This is a genomic window from Pandoraea eparura, from assembly GCF_902459725.1.
Classification (GTDB): domain Bacteria; phylum Pseudomonadota; class Gammaproteobacteria; order Burkholderiales; family Burkholderiaceae; genus Pandoraea; species Pandoraea eparura.
Genome location: NZ_CABPSH010000002.1, coordinates 437,704 through 453,651 on the forward strand (window position 1 = coordinate 437,704; position 15,948 = coordinate 453,651).

The following is a 15,948-nucleotide window of genomic DNA, read 5'->3' on the forward strand; positions in this document are numbered from 1 at the left end:
TCAAGGAGTCGCGACATGTGGTACTTCTCTTGGATTCTCGGCCTGGGCCTCGCGCTCGCGTTCGGCATCATCAACGTGATGTGGTTCGAGGCGCATGACGACCTCGAACGCCGCAGTCAGGAAGGCAACGGCACCTGAGCGGACCGCGTTGGGTCAACCCCCGTTAGCCCGTTGAAATGAAAATCGCGCCCCGGGGGCGCGATTTTTTATGCCCTGCGTGGCGCGGCGTCGCGCACTCAGCTCAGCAGCGTCTGCAGATCCTTGGCCATCGCGTCGACCGATTCGTCGGGACGCATGAAAAGGCGCAACTGGCCGCGCGGGTCGAAGACATAGATGCCGGCGGTGTGGTCGATGGTGTAGTTGGTCGGCGTGGAGCCTGCCACCTTGTTGACCACCACACGGAACGATTGGGTGAGCGTCTTGAGCGCCGCGTCGTCGGCCGGACGAAGGCCCACGAACGCCGGGTTGAACGCAGGCACGTACTGCCCCATGAGTTCCGGCGTATCGCGTTGCGGATCGACGGTCACGAAGATGACCTGCACGCGTTGCGCGTCGGGGCCGAGCTTCTGCATCACCTGGTTGAGCTGTGCCATCGTGGTCGGGCAGACGTCGGGACAATGCGTGTAGCCGAAGAACATCACCACCGCCTTGCCCTTGTAATCGGCGAGCGTGCGCGTCTTGCCCTGCGGGTCCTGCAACGAGAAATCTTGCGCAAACTCCTTGTTGCCAGTGATATCGAGACTCTGGAACGTCGGGCCGTCCTTGCCGCACGCGGCGAGGAGCACAGTGAGTCCCATCAGCAACATCGCGCGACGCAACCAGATGACAGCCAGATTCATGAACGAACGATCCCAAAACGAAGGAAGAAAACGCCTCGCGCAAAGACAACAGGCGCGCCGGCCAGCAATACCGTAACGCGCCTGTCATCGTGGCTCGGACGACTGCGGGCCACGCACCCGCGACGCTCGCAACTGCGTCTCAGCCCAGCAGGAAGATCTGAACGTAATGATCGACCAGCAGCGCGGCGAACAGCAACGACAGGTAGATGATCGAGTAGCGGAACATCGAACGCGAGAGCGCATCGGAATAGTGACGCCACAGCTTGATCGCGTAGCCGAGGAAGATGCCCGAGAGCACGACCGCCGAGGCCAGGTAAACATAGCCGCTCATGCGATGCGCGAACGGCAGCAGGGACACCGCGAACAGCACCACGCTGTACAGCAGGATCTGCAGGCGCGTGTACTTTTCGCCGTGCGTGATCGGCAGCATGGGCAGCCCCGAATTCACGTAATCCTGACGGCGGTAGAGCGCGAGCGCCCAGAAATGCGGCGGGGTCCAGACGAAGATGATGAGCACCAGGATCCACGCATCGGCCGGCACGGCACCGGTGGCCGCGGCCCAGCCGAGCGCCGGCGGCATGGCCCCCGACGCGCCGCCGATCACAATGTTCTGTGGTGTCGACGGCTTGAGGATGATCGTATAGATCAGCGCATAGCCGACAAACGTGGCCAGCGTGAGCCACATCGTCAGGGCATTGGTGAACGTATAGAGCACCGCCATGCCGGCCGCGCCGAGAATCGTCGAGAAGACGATGATCTGCCATGGCGCGATCTCGCCACGGGCGGACGGACGCCACGCCGTACGGCGCATCAGCGCGTCCACACGCTGCTCGATCAGGCAATTCACGGCGAAGGCGGAGCCGGCCAGCAGCCAGATACCGATGGTGCCGCCGATCAGCACCTGCCACGGCACCATGCCGCGCGTAGACAGGAACATGCCGATCACGGCACAGAAGACGGCGAGCTGCGTCACACGGGGCTTGGTCAAAGCCCAGTATTGCGCGATACGGCTCGCAGGCGGATGGGGAAGGGTGGTGCTTTTCATACACTCAGAGGCTATGCGCTACGCCGAGCCAGTCGGGGCGCCGGCGAGTGGTGCGGCGGCCGGCTGCGCTGCTGGGAGGGGCGTCTGGCGGGCCGGAAGGTCTGCCTGATCGCTCAGGCCGGCCGCAACGGGCGCCGTTTTGGCGGCGCGAATGCGGTAGTTTAACATAACGAGCAACAGCAGCAGGATCGCCGCCCCGCCGTTGTGGGCGATGGCGTTGAGCAACGGCCATTGGAAAACGATGTTGGACAATCCGGTCGCGAATTGCACCAGCACCAGTACCAACACCAGCGTCGACGGCTTTCTGAGCGCGGCGTGGCGTCGCAGCCGGCTTGCCAGCCAGGCCAGGTACGCCACCACCACGATCGCGAAGGTCCGGTGCACCCAGTGGATCGCGACGAGCGCGTCCATCGGAATCACCTCGCCACCGGCCGTTTTCCCTAGCGCGCGCCAGAGTTTGAAGCCGTTATGGAAGTCCATCGGCGGCACCCACTGCCCCTGACACGTCGGGAAGTCGGTACACGCCAGTACTGCGTAGTTAGTGCTCACCCAACCGCCAAGTGCAATCTGAAACACCAGCAGCGCCAGTCCGATGAGCGCCGCCCAGCGCCAGCGCAAGGCCCCGGGGTCGGCCGCCACGCTGGCGAGCGGCATCTGGCGCGACGCCAGCCACACGAGCGAGCCCAACAACGTGAGCGCCAACATCAAGTGCGTGGAGACGATCACCGGTTGGAGCTTCAGGGTGACGGTCCAGGCGCCAAACGCGCCCTGCACGCAGACGAGCACGAACAGCCACGTGGCGAGCCACGGCGACTGCTTGAGTTCACGCCGCTTCACCCAGGCCATCACCATCAGCGTGATGATGAGCACGCCCACGGCCATGGCGAAGTAGCGGTGCACCATCTCGATCCACGCCTTGACGAACGTCACCGGGCCGGTCGGCAGCAGCAACTGCGCGGCATGAATGTCGGCATGCGCGGCGAACGGCGACGACGTGCCGTAGCAGCCCGGCCAGTCGGGGCACCCGAGGCCCGAATCGGTGAGCCGCGTGAAGCCGCCGAACATGATCAGGTCGAGCGTGAGAAAGGTCGTCACCCAGGCCAGTTTGCGGTACTTGTTCGCGTCGCGGCGCAACAGCACCCAGCCGAGTGGCAGCACCGCGATACACAGGCCGATAAAGCCCAGTTCCAAAAGGTAAAGCATCGGTTTTACGTCAGGTTTTCGTCATGTCCGCTGCGCCATCGCACGCGGTCTTGTTACGGTTGACGGGCGCGCCCCTCAACCCGTTCCCGACCACTTGAGCAGGCGCGACAGATCGCGCTTGATCTTGCTCGGGTCGGCGTGCTTCGGGAACGCCATCATCAGGTTGCCCAGCGGATCGACCAGGTAGATGTGGTCGCTCACTTGGCTGCCGTCCTGCGTTGGCAGCCAGGCGGCCAGTGCCGCCGGATCGACGCGCAGACGGCGCGTGTCCGGATAGGCGCTGTCGATTTTCTGCGGCACCGCGGCGGCATCCGTCACCAGCCAGAGCGTTTCCACGCGCGTGCGCTCATTGCCCTGCAACACACGAATCTGCCGCATGTAGAAGAGCTTGCTCACGCAATTCTCGTCGCAAGCGGCCGTGTCCGCGCTGATCATCAACCACTTGCCTTTGAGCGACGACATTGGCAGTGTCTGTCCCGTCTCGTCGTCGCGCACCACCAGTGCAGGCAGCGGACGCTGCGGCTCGATCAGCTTGCCGTAAGCCGACGTGCCGCCCTGTGGCTTGAACACGTAATACATCAGGTACGCCGCCACCGCGGGCGCTGCGCACACCACGAACAGCAAGATCAGCATGCGCCGCGCGCGGCGTTGCTGCGCCGGGTCGATGGCGGGGCTCCCGGTGCGCCCGGAATTCACCTCTGTGCTCATGTTCGCCTCATGCCCGCTTGAAGTTGTCGGGGACCGTCGTCAGCCGGCGTCCGCGTCGATACGCCAGGCGCAAGCCCAGCAGCGCGAGCATCAGCGACATGCCAGCCCACTGGGCCATATAACCATAGTTGCGATCCGCACCGCTCGCGGGCGCAGGCCAGTCGCGCAACAGATGATCGCCCGTGTCGTTCGTCTGCATGATCACGAACGGTTGCAGCGGCAGCGCCGTCTCGCGCGCGTAATCCGCCACGTCGAGATTCTGCCGAATGGCCAGCCCCGGCGCCGAACCGCCCTTGCCCAATTCGAAGGCACGCGACGGATCGGGCTGCGCCAGGCCTTCGATCGTGACATCGCCAGCCGGGGTCGCGTACGGCATGATCGATGTACGATCGCGCAAATCGCGCGGCAGCCATCCACGGTTGACGAGCACCACGTGGTCCGGGGCCGTTTGCAACGCCATCACCACGTAAAAACCGGGCAGTTCGTTGCGAGGTCGATTGTCCAGATACACCACTCGGTTCTGCAGGAAGCGGCCCGTGACGCGCACGCGCCGGTTCGCCACGTCGCCCAGCGCGTAGGTCTGTGCGCCCAGCGCAAGCACCGGCGCATGTTCGGCCTGCTCGATCTGTGCCTGGCGCGTCAGGCGCATCTGCGCGCGCTGGTACTGCCATACGCCAAGTGCCGCGGTGAGCATCACCGCGAACAGCATCAGCAGGGCCGGCACAGGACGCATGCCTCGTAAAAGGGTTTTCAACACATCCATTCCTTGTCTGGCAGCACGAGGCAGGCGGGTCGCCGAATACACCGCATTGCAGCGTGTCAGCGCGTGTGCGTTGCCCGATAATGTCGCATCACCGTCATCGGACACATCATGCGCATTATCGTTGCCATCGCCTTCGTCCTGATTCTCGGCAGTCTGGCGTCCGCATTGTTTTTCATGATGCGGGACAAGGGCCGATCGAACCGCACCGTGCATTCGCTCATGGTGCGCGTCGGCCTGTCGGTGACGCTGTTCCTGCTCATCCTGTTCGCCAACTGGATGGGATGGATTCACAGCACGGGCATACGATACTGAGTCCCGCGCCGCTTCGCTGCGGCAAATCGCCGCACCCCATGCCCACCCTCCGGCTTCGATCCGTGTGATGCGACGCGTCGTCGCGCGGCGTCATCGCTTGCAGCCCGGCGACGGTCGTGCGACATAAAGCCGCATTGCGTCCGCATCCGCCTCTCGTCTCCCCCGCCTCGCCCGCCGCGCCCATCCGGGCCATCCCGCCGGCCATCGAGCCCTGAAAGCGCGTGCCGGGCGCTGGCCCGCCTCGCTGCCCTCGCCTCAGCCCCCGCCATCGCTGCAAAAGGAAACGCCGCCGGAATCCGGCGGCGTTCCCCCCATGCACAGACGGCTGTCGGCGTCAGAGCCAGTAGACCACCACGTACAGTCCCAGCCAGACCACATCGACGAAGTGCCAATACCACGCGGCGCCCTCGAACCCGAAGTGATGCTCCGGCGTGAAGTGCCCCTTCATCATACGAACCATCATGACGGTCAGCATGATCGCGCCCAACATCACGTGAAAGCCGTGGAAGCCGGTGAGCAGGAAGAACGTCGAGCCATACACGCCCGAGGTCAGCTTCAGGTTCAGCTCGGTATAGGCATGGTGATACTCGTACGCCTGGAAGCCCAGGAACGTGAAGCCCAACGCCACGGTGGCAAACAGCCAGAAAATCGCGCGGGCGCGATGGTTGGCACGCAGGGCGTGGTGCGAGATCGTCAGCGTGACGCCAGAGGTCAGCAGCAGTGCCGTATTGAGCGTGGGGATCGGCCACGGGCCCATCGTCTCGAAGGCGTCCACAACGCCTGCCGGACCGGCGTTCGGCCACACGGCGCTGAAATCCGGCCACAGCAGCTTATTGTCGAGGTCACCGAGCCACGGCATTGCCAGCGTGCGGGCATAGAACAGCGCGCCGAAGAACGCGGCGAAGAACATCACCTCGGAGAAGATGAACCAGCTCATGCCCCAGCGGTAGGACGCGTCGATGCGCTTGCCGTACAGGCCGCCCTCGGACTCGGCGATCGAGTCGCCGAACCAGCTACGCAGTACCCACAGCACCCACAGCAGGCCGGCCAGCGCCGTCCACGGGGCCCATGGTTGCCCATTGACCCACGCGGCCGCCGAGCCGAGCACCACCAGCAGGCCGACGCTGCAGCTTACGGGATGGCGCGACGGGGCCGGTACGAAGTAGTAAGGCGCCGTTTGGTGTTGACCACTCATTCTTATTTCTCCAGGCTTGGTTCTCTTTGTCGATGCCACTCACGTCGCGAGCCGAATGGCGAGCTTCGCCAGCAACACCAGCGCCACGACGAACAGGATGCCCCCGATCAGCCCCGCGACGATCAGATGCACAGGGTTGAGTTGCGCCATGTCGCGGTCGTGATCACGTCCCTTGCGCACACCGAAAAACGACCAGAACACGGCATTGATGGTCTGGACGAATGACAGCTTGCGCCGGGTCGCCTCCTTCAGGTCATCCATTGCTCCCCTTGCCTCCCCCCGTCGCTCCTGCCTTCAAGTCGCCAGCCTGCGCACCGGTTGAGATATCCGCGCGCGGCGTGGCGTCGTTCTTGCCGAGATCGAAAAAAGTATAGGACAGCGTAATCGTATTCACATCCTTGGGCAGCTTCGTGTCCACCACGAAGACCACCGGGTACTCCTTGGCCTCTCCGGCCTTGAGGGTCTGCTGCGTGAAGCAGAAGCACTCGATCTTCTTGAAGTAGCTCGCGGCCAGCGCTGGCGCATAGCTCGGAATCGCCTGCGCACGCACCTCATGCGACTGCTGGTTCGCCACTTCGTACTCGATGGTCGCGATCTGCCCCGGATGCACCTTCAGACTGCTCTTCGCCGGCTTGAAGCGCAACGGCCCCTGGGCATTGGCATCAAACTCGACGGTGATCGTACGGCTTTCGTCGACCTGCGAATTGCGAGCGGTGATCTCGGTCGCGCGATCGCCCAACTGGTTGATCCCCACCAGACTGCAGAACGCCCGGTAGAACGGCACCATGGCGTAGCCGAAACCAAACATCACCACGACCATCAGCAGCAGCTTGCTGAAGGTGCGCCCATTGACTCGTCGCAAACCACTCATATTCGCCTTGCCGGTTCCCCGCTTGACGGCCGTCAGTCTCCGACGCCGTCGGTTGCCGTGTACTGCCCTGTACTGCCGTGTACCCTCGCGCGCCGGCTTCCCGAACCGCGCGTCCCGCCGGTGTGGCAGAACGTGCGGATCAGATGCCGCCCACCAGCTTGACCTTGATCATGACCCCAAAGAAGAACACCAGCACGACGGAGCCCAGGATCAGCCCCGTGCGCAGGTTCTTCGCGCGTTGCTCGCGACTGGCGGCCATGATCAATGCACCTTCGGCGGCGTCTCGAACGTATGGAACGGTGCCGGGCTCGGCACGGTCCACTCGAGGCCCTCCGCGCCATCCCACGGCTTCGCTTCGGCCGCCGGGCCGCTGCGCCACGTCGGCAGCGCCACGAAGAACAGGAAGTACACCTGCATCAGGCCGAAGGCGAACGCGCCGATGGTCGCGATCTGGTTGAAATCCGTGAATTGCGCCGGGTAGTCGGCGTAGCGACGTGGCATGCCGGCCAGTCCCAGGAAGTGCATCGGGAAGAACGTCACGTTGAACGAGATGAGCGTGCCCCAGAAGTGGAATTTGCCACGCCACTCGTTGTACATGTGGCCTGTCCACTTTGGCACCCAGTAATAGAACCCCGAGAAGAGTGCGAAGAGCGAACCGGCCACGAGCACGTAGTGGAAGTGCGCCACCACGTAGTACGTGCCGTGCATCTGAATGTCGAGCGGCGCCATCGAGAGCATGAGGCCGGTGAAGCCGCCCATCGTGAACACGAACAGGAAGCCGACGGAGAAGAGCATCGGCGTCTCGAACGAGAGCGAGCCCTTCCACATCGTGGCGACCCAGTTGAACACCTTCACGCCGGTCGGCACCGAGATCAGCATCGTGGCGTACATGAAGAAGAGCTGCCCGGTGACCGGCATGCCCGTCACGAACATGTGGTGCGCCCACACCATGAACGACAGAATCGCGATCGACGCCGTGGCGTACACCATCGAGCTATAGCCGAACAGTCGCTTGCGCGAGAACGCCGGAATCACCTGCGAGACGATCCCGAACGCCGGCAGAATCATGATGTACACCTCCGGGTGCCCAAAGAACCAGAAGATGTGCTGGTACATCACCGGATCGCCGCCGCCCGCCGCGTTGAAGAAGGACGTTCCGAAGTGACGGTCCGTGAGCAGCATCGTGATCGCGCCGGCGAGCACCGGCATCACGGCGATGAGCAGATAGGCGGTGATCAGCCACGTCCACACGAACATCGGCATCTTCATGAGCGTCATGCCCGGCGCACGCATGTTCAGGATGGTGACGATGATGTTGATCGCGCCCATGATCGACGACGCACCGAGAATGTGCGCCCCGAAGATGGCCAGATCCTGGCCCGGCCCCATCTGCACCGACAGCGGCGCGTACATCGTCCAGCCGGCTGCCGTGGCGCCGCCCGGCACGAGGAACGACGAGAGCAGCAGCAGGCCGCCGACCGGCAGCAGCCAGAAGCTGAAATTGTTCATGCGCGCGAAGGCCATGTCCGACGCGCCGATCTGCAGCGGGATCATCCAGTTCGCGAACCCCACGAACGCCGGCATGATCGCGCCGAAAATCATCACCAGCCCGTGCATGGTGGTGAGCTGATTGAAGAACTCCGGACGAATGAACTGCAGGCCCGGTTCGAACAATTCCGTACGGATCATCAACGCCATCACGCCGCCCGAGAGCAGCATGACGAACGAGAAGATCATGTACATCGTGCCGATGTCCTTGTGATTCGTCGCGAACAGCCAGCGACGCCACCCGTGCGGATGGTCGTGCGCGTGATCGTCGTGACCCGCCACGTGATCGTGAGCGATGGAACTCATACCCAATCTCCTTCCTCGAACTGGTCGAACGGCACTTAACTGTTCTTCGCTGCGCCTGCGTCGGCAGCCCCTGCGGCCTTGGCCGATTTGTTGCCACGCGCTTCGCGCACCTGTGCCGGCTGAACCACGTCGCCGGTCTTGTTGCTCCACGAGTTGCGCTCGAACGTAATCACGGACGCAAGCTCCACATCGTTCAGATGCGACCAGTTGGGCATCGCATTCTTGCCGTGCAGCACGATGCTGATGTGGTCCGCCACCGGGCCGTTCGCGATCTTCGAGCCGTCGAGCGCCGGGAACGCGCCGCCGCCCTTGCCGTTCGGCTGGTGGCACACCGCGCAATTCGACGCGTAGACCTTCTGGCCGCGCTCCATGAGCTCCTGCACCGTGTAAGTCTTGTTCGGATCGTCGGCCGACGCGGCCATCAGCTTCTTCTGCGCCTGGACCCACGTGTTGTAATCGGCTTCCGAGACCACCTTCACCACGACCGGCATGAACGCATGCTCCTTGCCGCACAGCTCGGTACAGAAGCCGCGATACTCGCCGACCTTTTCGGCCTTGAACCAGGTGTCACGCACGAAGCCCGGAATCGCGTCCTGCTTGATGCCGAAGGCCGGCACGTAGAACGAATGGATGACGTCGTTGGCCGTGGTGATCAGACGCACCTTCTTGTTGACCGGCACGACCATCGGGTGGTCGACTTCCTGCAGATACGTGTTGCTCTTCGGGGCTTCTCCGTCGATCTGGGTGCGCGGCGTGGTAAGCGTGGAGAGGAACTTGATGCCCTCGCCTTCGCCATTCAGGTAGTCGTAGCCCCACTTCCACTGATAGCCGGTGACCTTGATCGTGAGGTCGGCGTTGGTGGTGTCCTTCATCGCCACCACGGTCTTCGTGGCAGGCAGCGCCATCAGAATCACGATGATGAACGGCACGACCGTCCAGATCACCTCGACCGTGGTGCTTTCATGGAAGTTCGCGGGTTGATGGCCCTTGGATTTGCGATGCTTGAAAATCGAGTAGAACATCACGCCGAACACGCCGAGGAAGATCACCAGACAGATGATCAACATCATGGTGTGCAGGCTGTGAAGCTCTTGCGCGAGCTTCGTGACCGGCGGCTGGAAGTTGAGTTCGTTGACGGCCGGCCCCCCGGGCATGTCCGTGACCGCCGCCAGGGCCGGAACGCAGGCGAGCAGCGAGGCGCCCGCAAGGAAGGCCGCCAAGGCGTGTTTCGTTTTTTTCATAGCTTCCTTACCCAAAATTACCATCCAAACCTCCCTGGCGGTCGCCCGAGACTGTCTCCATCTCTCAGGCCTGTTGGGCAAGACAACGGCGCAGCTCGCGCGCCAACGTTTCGCGGCGATGCGGCGCAAGATAGGCACCGACGGTGACCGAGCGGCTCCCCGAGCGCAAGACGATGCGCATACGCGGCGGCTTCTCGATGTCGATGCGCACCCAGCGTGGATTGAACTCGTACTGCGTCAACCTCTGTGCTGAACGTTGCTCGACCACAAGGCTCACGGGCGACAACCGAATGACCTCGTAATCTGTGGCATGCCGGGCATGAATGACGAACGCAACGCCCACCACGAGCAAGTCCAGGCCTGTGAACGGCAAGACCAACCACCCACCGCGCCACGCCGCAATCAAGGCAACACCCAGCGACACGGCGGCCAACGACAGGTAGAACAGGACAAACTGGCGCGGCGATATCGCGCAGTTGCGCTTGTGCTTCCATTCCTTCGTGGCCGAATCGGCTTCGGAAGAAGAGGCTGCGAGCATCGCCGTCACCCGTGGGGCATTTTGGGTCTTTCATGTCCGACGGCCGGGAACTTGCTGCGTCCGGGCCGCGACAAACTGCCGCATTATAGAACGCGCATTCTCCAAGCGACAACATTGATACCGAGTATTTGGCGCGCCATAGCATTCTCCTGAACCCATTGATGCAAAAGGGAAATCCGTTTATTCCCCTAGTCGAAAATCGCAACGACGGAGCGACTACGGGATACTCCCTATGTGTCATCGGTTTGACACGTTGCAACAACGCGATGACTCGTTGCGGTGTCCTGACTACCCGACGCCACTGTCTCCGACGATCGACGCCCCACCCGGCCCTACGCCCATCACGCGAAGCACGCCACACCGCACACGCACGACCGCCTTCGCTGCGATGCGGGATTCGTCCGATATCCGTCAACCATGAACGCAACGTCTCGCATCGCGTGCGACGTTATGTCGCGCCCTGACACGGCCCACCGCGACCGCTGCACGGCGCAGGCGCACCCGGCCCCGGCGACCTGCGATGCGCGCGTCGATACAACGCGTGCTAAAACCGAAACTTGTTCCCTACGTCGCCATGCCATGCGTGCCACGCGTTGCGTCACCCCTCGCTCGTTTGCCGACGGTCTGAGCGCCTTGGGCGCCGCCGCCGACGTCGATGCCCTGTGCGCCCTGCTGCCATCGTTGTGCGGCGCGCTCGGTCACCGCCATTTCAGCTATCGCGGACATTTCCCCCTGCCGGGCGGAAAGCGGGCGACACCGCGACTTGGCAACTTGCCGCTCGCGTGGCAAGCACACTACGACGCGCAACACTACGCAAACATTGATCCGGTACTCACGCGCGCCAGCCAGCAACTCACGCCCGTCGAATGGACACCTGCACTCTACACCTCGCCCGGTGCCCGGCAGTTGCTTCGCGAGCAGCGCGCCGCCGGCATGCGCTACGGCGTGACGTATCCGGTGTTCACCCCGTCGGGTGCGTCGGGCATGTTAAGTCTCTCGTCGCCGCGTCCGTTGCCTCGTCACGCGCGCGCGCCCGGCGCGCATGGCGCAGCGTTGCTGGCGATGCATGTGCATGAAGCCGTGTGGCGCATCGTGCAGCGCGACGCCGTACCTCACGGCACCCCTGTGCTGACGCCTCGCGAACGCGAGTGTCTGCGCTGGGTGGCGCGCGGCAAGACCTCGTGGGAAATCGGGCGCATTCTCACGCTCTCCGAGCACGGCGTGGTGTTCCATTTGCGCAGCGTCATGCGCAAGTTCGACGTCTCCAGCCGCCATCGGGCCGCGAAACTCGCGAGCGATTACGGCCTGCTCGACGACATCGCGGGCACCGCGGCGCCCGTCATCGGGACCGCGCCGCCAGATCGCCGAGCGTCTTGTATCGCGTCAACGTGAAGGTATCGCTGGCGGCATTCACGAACGAACCGCCGCCCAATCTCCCGACGGGACTGAGCGCCTGCAAATCCACGTGATGGGTGACGGGATCGAGCAATGCGTCATCGACATGGGCCGCGACGACCGTGCCGAGCACGACCCATCCGCCGCCCGGCGCAGCGCTGATCTCGATGATGTCGCGCACCCGGCATTCGTACGCCACGGCGGCCTCCTGAACCCGCGGCGGCCGTACGCGCGACGACGGAATCGGAGTCACACCGGCCAACGCGAACTCCGACTCGCCGGGCGGCAACGGCGCCGCCGAGAGATTCACGGCGTCGATGCACGCCAGGCTCGCCACGTTCACGACGAATTCCGGCACCGCCTCGACGTTGAGCAGCGTGTCCTTCTTTCGTTGCGGCGCGGGCGGCACCACCGGGCAGAACAGCACCGTCATCGGCACACAGCACACCCCCATGAAGTAGGCATACGGCGCCAGATTCGGCCGGCCCTGCGCATCGACGGTACTCACCCACGCAATGGGACGCGGCAGGATCGTACTCATCATGAAGTTGTAGAGACTTGCCTCGTCGAGCTTCGCCGGATCCAGTTCCATGTCGTCTCCCAGGGTCGTTGAATCTTGCCGGTCATCCCACAGCGGGGTGCGACGCATCTGACGCAATGCCCGTCAGACGAAGTACATCGTTGGCGCATCCCCACGACAACGTGAAGCCCCCGCCCCCGTGGCCGTAGTTGTGAAGCAGACGCGGATGCCGCGCGTCGCGCGCCACGCGCGGTACACGTCGCATCGGCCGAAATCCGAGGTGAGCTTCGACGATACGCAGCGCGGCGACGCCCTCGCACAGCCCGGCGCAGCGGCGAACGATATCCTCGATCTGCCGCTCGCCGATCACCGTCGATGTGAGGTCGAGATCGGCGGTGCCGCCCAGAACGATGTCGTCATCGCGTTCGACGACGTAGGTCGGTGACGCGGGATCGGCATCGTCGATGAAGCAGCCACGCACGGCATCGTCGCGCGCGGCCCGAAGCACGATCGCGCGCGATAACGACAAATCGCTGTCGCCAAACGGTCGGCTTCCGTAGCCGCAACAATTCACCACGTGGTCGGCATCGTCGAGCACCGAGACCGGATCACTGACGCGTCTGTGTACGTACTGCCCCCCGAGGTCGAGAAACAGGGTCATCAGGTAACGAAGATAGATCGGCGCGTCCGCCACGGGCGCGTCCATGCGGTAGGCACAGGCGAAGCGCGACGGCACCTCGGCCGGCGCCAGACGCTCGAGGCCGCTGGCGCATTCCGCCCACCACGGCGCCCCGGCGTCGCGTCGAAAGTATTCGGTCAGCACACGCATGCGCACGCCGGAAGCCGCGTCGGCGGACAGCCGGCGCATCGTCGTGTACGTCTGACGCGCCCGCGCGAGATAGACGAAGTCGGGCGCCTGATAGAACGGATGCCAGATCGCCGCCGCGAGTGCCGATGTCGTCTGCGCCGGTCCTTCCGCCGCGTAGATGACGACATCGCAGCCCGCCAGCGACATCGTCACGGCTGTCGTCAGGCCGCTGACACCGGCGCCGAGCACGATGATGCGCGGACGGCTCACGGTTGCGCCTCCGATGGCCCATATCCGGGTGCGTCAGGCATGCGACGCGGCACGGCATCGACATAGTCACGCAGATGGCCGGGCACCACGCTATCAAAGCATTGTGGGGATTTCAGGCCGCTTCCCGTCCCGAGCAGCACGACACGTGACCGAGGCCGAATGCACTCGGTCGCGAGACCTTCCTCCAATGCGGCGTAGCCCGCGGCCGTCGACGGCTCGAACCAAAGACCGAAACGCTGTGCCAGATCGCGCGACGCCGCCATGATCCGAGCATCGCTGAGCGCAACGCAGGCGCCGCGCGTTGCGCGCAAGGCATGCAGCGCCGCGAAATGATCGCGCGGGCGGCCGACCGACAGACTGTCCGCCACGGTGTCCGGGTTGACGAGGGTGGGCGACGCAGGCAGCGCCATCGCCTCGTCACCGGCGCGCCAATCGCGCGTGATGCTGTCCGAAGTGTCAGCCTGCGCCGCGAGCAGGCGTGGCACGGCGGTCGTGATGCCGAGCGCATGGAGATCGAGAAACCCCGCGGCGATGCCGGACAGCATGTTGCCGTCCCCCGTCGGCACGATCACCCAGTCGGGCACGCGCCAATCGAGCGCCTCGGCGATCTCGAACGCGCACGTCTTCTTGCCCTCGCGCGTGAACGGATTGATGCCCGTATTGCGACAGCAAACGCTGACGTCGTCGGCCAAGCGCTCGGCGATCTCGAACGCGTCGTCGTAGCTGCCGTCGACCTCGCAGACCTTCGCCCCGTAAGCGCGAATCTGCGCCAGCTTGGCCAACGGCGTGCTGGCCGGCACGACCACGGTCGCCGGCATGCCGTGCGATGCCGCAATGCAAGCCAGCGATGCACCGGCATTGCCGGTCGACGCGGTCACCGCGTGCCGGCACCCGGCACGTCTGGCAACCGCCAGCACCACGTCGGTAGCGCGGTCCTTGAGCGATCCGCTTGGGTTACGCGCTTCGTCCTTCACCCAGAGGCGAACACCGCCGTGCTCGCCGCAATCGACCAACGGTGTATCGCCAACGACCAGTCGACTGGCCCATCTGGCTTCGACCGGCAGGAGGGCGCCATATCGCCACTGCCCACGCCCCTGGAACGTGCTCACAATGTCCGCGGCGCTCGGCGAATCTGCGTCGATCTGGCGCTGAATACGAAGGTTCTGTCCGCATACGGGACAGCGATAGCGGATCTCGCCCCAAGGCTGTGGCGCAGCGCACCGCACGCACGCGTAGCGATAGGAAAAAGCCGGGATCACGCGAGGCTCCCCGGATTCAACAAGTGGGCCATCACCGCGTTCTGCGCGTGAAGTCGATTCCCGGCCTGTTGAAAGACCCATGACGACGGGCCGTCGATCACGTCGTCCGTCACCTCCTGTCCTCGGTCGGCGGGCAGGCAGTGCAGGTATCCCGCGTCGGGCGCTGCGCATCGCATGACGTCGGCATCGATACGCCAGTCGCGATGCCGCTCGAACGCGTCGCGCATCGCAGCCTCGTCGACCGGATCGCCGTGGCGTTGCGGCAGCGCGGCGAGACTGCACCATGATTTTGCGTAGACAGCGTGTGCATCGGTCACGCCGTCGCGCAGATCATGCGTCACGCGCAGGCGCGCACCGGTCTGCCCGGCGAACTGCTCGGCCGCGGCCATCACCTGCGGATCGAGACCGAACGGCGCCGGGTGCGCGAGCGTCACGTCCACGCCGGCTTTTACGGCGGCGAGCAACAGACTTTGCGGCACGGCCACTGGCTTGTGCCAGCTTCCAGAGTAGGCCCAACTGATGCATAGCCGTCGTCCGGCCAGCGCGCCCCATTGCTCGCGCATCGTCATCACGTCGGCGAGCGCCTGACACGGATGAAAGCGATCACATTCCATGTTGATGACGGGCACCCGGCTCCCTTGCGCAAAGGCTTCGAGGTGACGATGCGCCGCACCGTACACCCAACCGGCCGGTGCGCCATACATGCGAATGGCAATTGCGTCGCCGTAGGACGCGAGCACCCGCGCCACGTCGGCCACACGCTCCGTCGCATATGGAATCTCCGCCTCGGGCAGCGCGGGCGTATAGATTCCGTTCTGCGGATCGAGCATGACGGCATGCCCACCCATTCGCGCAAGCCCCGTCTGGAAGCTGCTGCGGGTGCGCAACGACGCGTTGTAGAACAGAAAATAGATCGTTCGACCGTGTAGCGCGCACTCCGTGTGCTGCGGATAACGGCGCTTGAAAGCGAGCGCCGCCTCGAGCAGTGCGCGATACGCCGCGGCACTCATGGTCAGATCGGGGGCAAGCCAGTGGCAGTTCACAGATCTCTCCTGATCGTCTATCGGCGAGGCGCGAAGCCGGCACGACATGGACCGGCGGGTTGCCCCTGATCGGCCGCGCGATCA

At 64.2% G+C, this 15,948-nt stretch carries 18 protein-coding genes and 1 pseudogene; 3 read left to right on the forward strand and 16 right to left on the reverse strand.

Going from position 1 to position 15,948, the window contains the following annotated elements; translation table 11 throughout:
- Nucleotides 1-15: 15 nt before the first annotated feature.
- Entirely contained in the window at nucleotides 16-138 is a 123-nt protein-coding gene (cydX, locus tag PEP31012_RS06110; protein WP_150588433.1) for a cytochrome bd-I oxidase subunit CydX, read from the forward strand.
- A gap of 98 nt (nucleotides 139-236) precedes the next feature.
- Here the strand turns inward: cydX and PEP31012_RS06115 are convergent, their stop codons facing one another.
- The 5 genes from PEP31012_RS06115 to PEP31012_RS06135 form a co-directional block, all read right to left on the reverse strand.
- Entirely contained in the window at nucleotides 237-839 is a 603-nt protein-coding gene (locus tag PEP31012_RS06115) for an SCO family protein (RefSeq protein WP_150588434.1), read from the reverse strand.
- 139 nt (nucleotides 840-978) lie between these two features.
- A complete protein-coding gene (cyoE, locus tag PEP31012_RS06120; RefSeq protein WP_150588435.1) occupies nucleotides 979-1,884 on the reverse strand; it encodes a heme o synthase in 906 nt (301 codons plus the stop codon).
- 18 nt (nucleotides 1,885-1,902) lie between these two features.
- Nucleotides 1,903-3,087: a COX15/CtaA family protein gene (locus PEP31012_RS06125; RefSeq protein ID WP_150588436.1), complete on the reverse strand. Its 1,185-nt coding sequence runs from the start codon at nucleotides 3,085-3,087 to the stop codon at nucleotides 1,903-1,905.
- 75 nt (nucleotides 3,088-3,162) lie between these two features.
- Nucleotides 3,163-3,795 (reverse strand): SCO family protein, encoded by a 633-nt coding sequence (locus PEP31012_RS06130; RefSeq protein ID WP_150588437.1) that lies wholly within the window; start codon nucleotides 3,793-3,795, stop codon nucleotides 3,163-3,165.
- A gap of 7 nt (nucleotides 3,796-3,802) precedes the next feature.
- On the reverse strand, nucleotides 3,803-4,528 hold the full coding sequence (locus PEP31012_RS06135) for an SURF1 family protein (protein ID WP_150588822.1): 726 nt from the start codon (nucleotides 4,526-4,528) through the stop codon (nucleotides 3,803-3,805).
- 138 nt (nucleotides 4,529-4,666) lie between these two features.
- On the opposite strand from PEP31012_RS06135, the gene PEP31012_RS06140 reads away from it, so the two are divergent.
- Nucleotides 4,667-4,870: a twin transmembrane helix small protein gene (locus PEP31012_RS06140; protein ID WP_023597799.1), complete on the forward strand. Its 204-nt coding sequence runs from the start codon at nucleotides 4,667-4,669 to the stop codon at nucleotides 4,868-4,870.
- 334 nt (nucleotides 4,871-5,204) lie between these two features.
- Here PEP31012_RS06140 and PEP31012_RS06145 read toward each other — a convergent pair whose 3' ends face one another.
- From PEP31012_RS06145 to PEP31012_RS06170, 7 genes and pseudogenes are all read right to left on the reverse strand, one after another.
- On the reverse strand, nucleotides 5,205-6,065 hold the full coding sequence (locus tag PEP31012_RS06145) for a cytochrome c oxidase subunit 3 (RefSeq protein WP_017232684.1): 861 nt from the start codon (nucleotides 6,063-6,065) through the stop codon (nucleotides 5,205-5,207).
- Nucleotides 6,066-6,104: 39 nt separating this feature from the next.
- Nucleotides 6,105-6,326, reverse strand: a complete 222-nt coding sequence (locus PEP31012_RS06150; protein ID WP_150588438.1) for a DUF2970 domain-containing protein — start codon at nucleotides 6,324-6,326, stop codon at nucleotides 6,105-6,107.
- Complete coding sequence (locus PEP31012_RS06155) at nucleotides 6,319-6,936, reverse strand: cytochrome c oxidase assembly protein (protein WP_150588439.1); 618 nt, start codon at nucleotides 6,934-6,936, stop codon at nucleotides 6,319-6,321. Before PEP31012_RS06155 ends, PEP31012_RS06150 begins: the two co-directional genes overlap by 8 nt.
- 139 nt (nucleotides 6,937-7,075) lie before the next feature.
- Nucleotides 7,076-7,195 (reverse strand): cytochrome oxidase small assembly protein, encoded by a 120-nt coding sequence (locus tag PEP31012_RS23815; RefSeq protein ID WP_217427112.1) that lies wholly within the window; start codon nucleotides 7,193-7,195, stop codon nucleotides 7,076-7,078.
- 2 nt (nucleotides 7,196-7,197) lie between these two features.
- The gene (gene ctaD / locus PEP31012_RS06160; protein ID WP_150588440.1) at nucleotides 7,198-8,790 is read right to left on the reverse strand and encodes a cytochrome c oxidase subunit I; all 1,593 of its coding nucleotides are present in this window, start codon (nucleotides 8,788-8,790) and stop codon (nucleotides 7,198-7,200) included.
- Nucleotides 8,791-8,837: 47 nt separating this feature from the next.
- A pseudogene (gene coxB, locus PEP31012_RS06165) lies at nucleotides 8,838-10,055 on the reverse strand (cytochrome c oxidase subunit II); the annotation flags it as partial.
- Between the two features lie 40 nt (nucleotides 10,056-10,095).
- Nucleotides 10,096-10,569 carry a DUF2244 domain-containing protein gene (locus PEP31012_RS06170; protein WP_150588442.1) on the reverse strand — a complete coding sequence of 158 codons (474 nt, stop codon included), beginning with the start codon at nucleotides 10,567-10,569 and terminating at the stop codon, nucleotides 10,096-10,098.
- A gap of 579 nt (nucleotides 10,570-11,148) precedes the next feature.
- On the opposite strand from PEP31012_RS06170, the gene PEP31012_RS06175 reads away from it, so the two are divergent.
- A complete protein-coding gene (locus tag PEP31012_RS06175; RefSeq protein WP_174978132.1) occupies nucleotides 11,149-11,961 on the forward strand; it encodes a helix-turn-helix transcriptional regulator in 813 nt (270 codons plus the stop codon).
- Here PEP31012_RS06175 and PEP31012_RS06180 read toward each other — a convergent pair.
- The 4 genes from PEP31012_RS06180 to PEP31012_RS06195 are packed head-to-tail and all read right to left on the reverse strand — an operon-like array spanning nucleotide 11,909 to nucleotide 15,864.
- Entirely contained in the window at nucleotides 11,909-12,556 is a 648-nt protein-coding gene (locus PEP31012_RS06180) for a flavin reductase family protein (protein ID WP_174978133.1), read from the reverse strand. The genes PEP31012_RS06175 and PEP31012_RS06180 overlap by 53 nt on opposite strands.
- Nucleotides 12,557-12,587: 31 nt before the next feature.
- The gene (locus PEP31012_RS06185) at nucleotides 12,588-13,562 is read right to left on the reverse strand and encodes an FAD-dependent oxidoreductase (RefSeq protein ID WP_174978134.1); all 975 of its coding nucleotides are present in this window, start codon (nucleotides 13,560-13,562) and stop codon (nucleotides 12,588-12,590) included.
- Nucleotides 13,559-14,821 (reverse strand): threonine synthase, encoded by a 1,263-nt coding sequence (locus PEP31012_RS06190; protein ID WP_174978135.1) that lies wholly within the window; start codon nucleotides 14,819-14,821, stop codon nucleotides 13,559-13,561. Before PEP31012_RS06190 ends, PEP31012_RS06185 begins: the two co-directional genes overlap by 4 nt.
- Nucleotides 14,818-15,864, reverse strand: a complete 1,047-nt coding sequence (locus PEP31012_RS06195; protein WP_174978136.1) for an ornithine carbamoyltransferase — start codon at nucleotides 15,862-15,864, stop codon at nucleotides 14,818-14,820. Before PEP31012_RS06195 ends, PEP31012_RS06190 begins: the two co-directional genes overlap by 4 nt.
- Nucleotides 15,865-15,948: the final 84 nt, after the last annotated feature.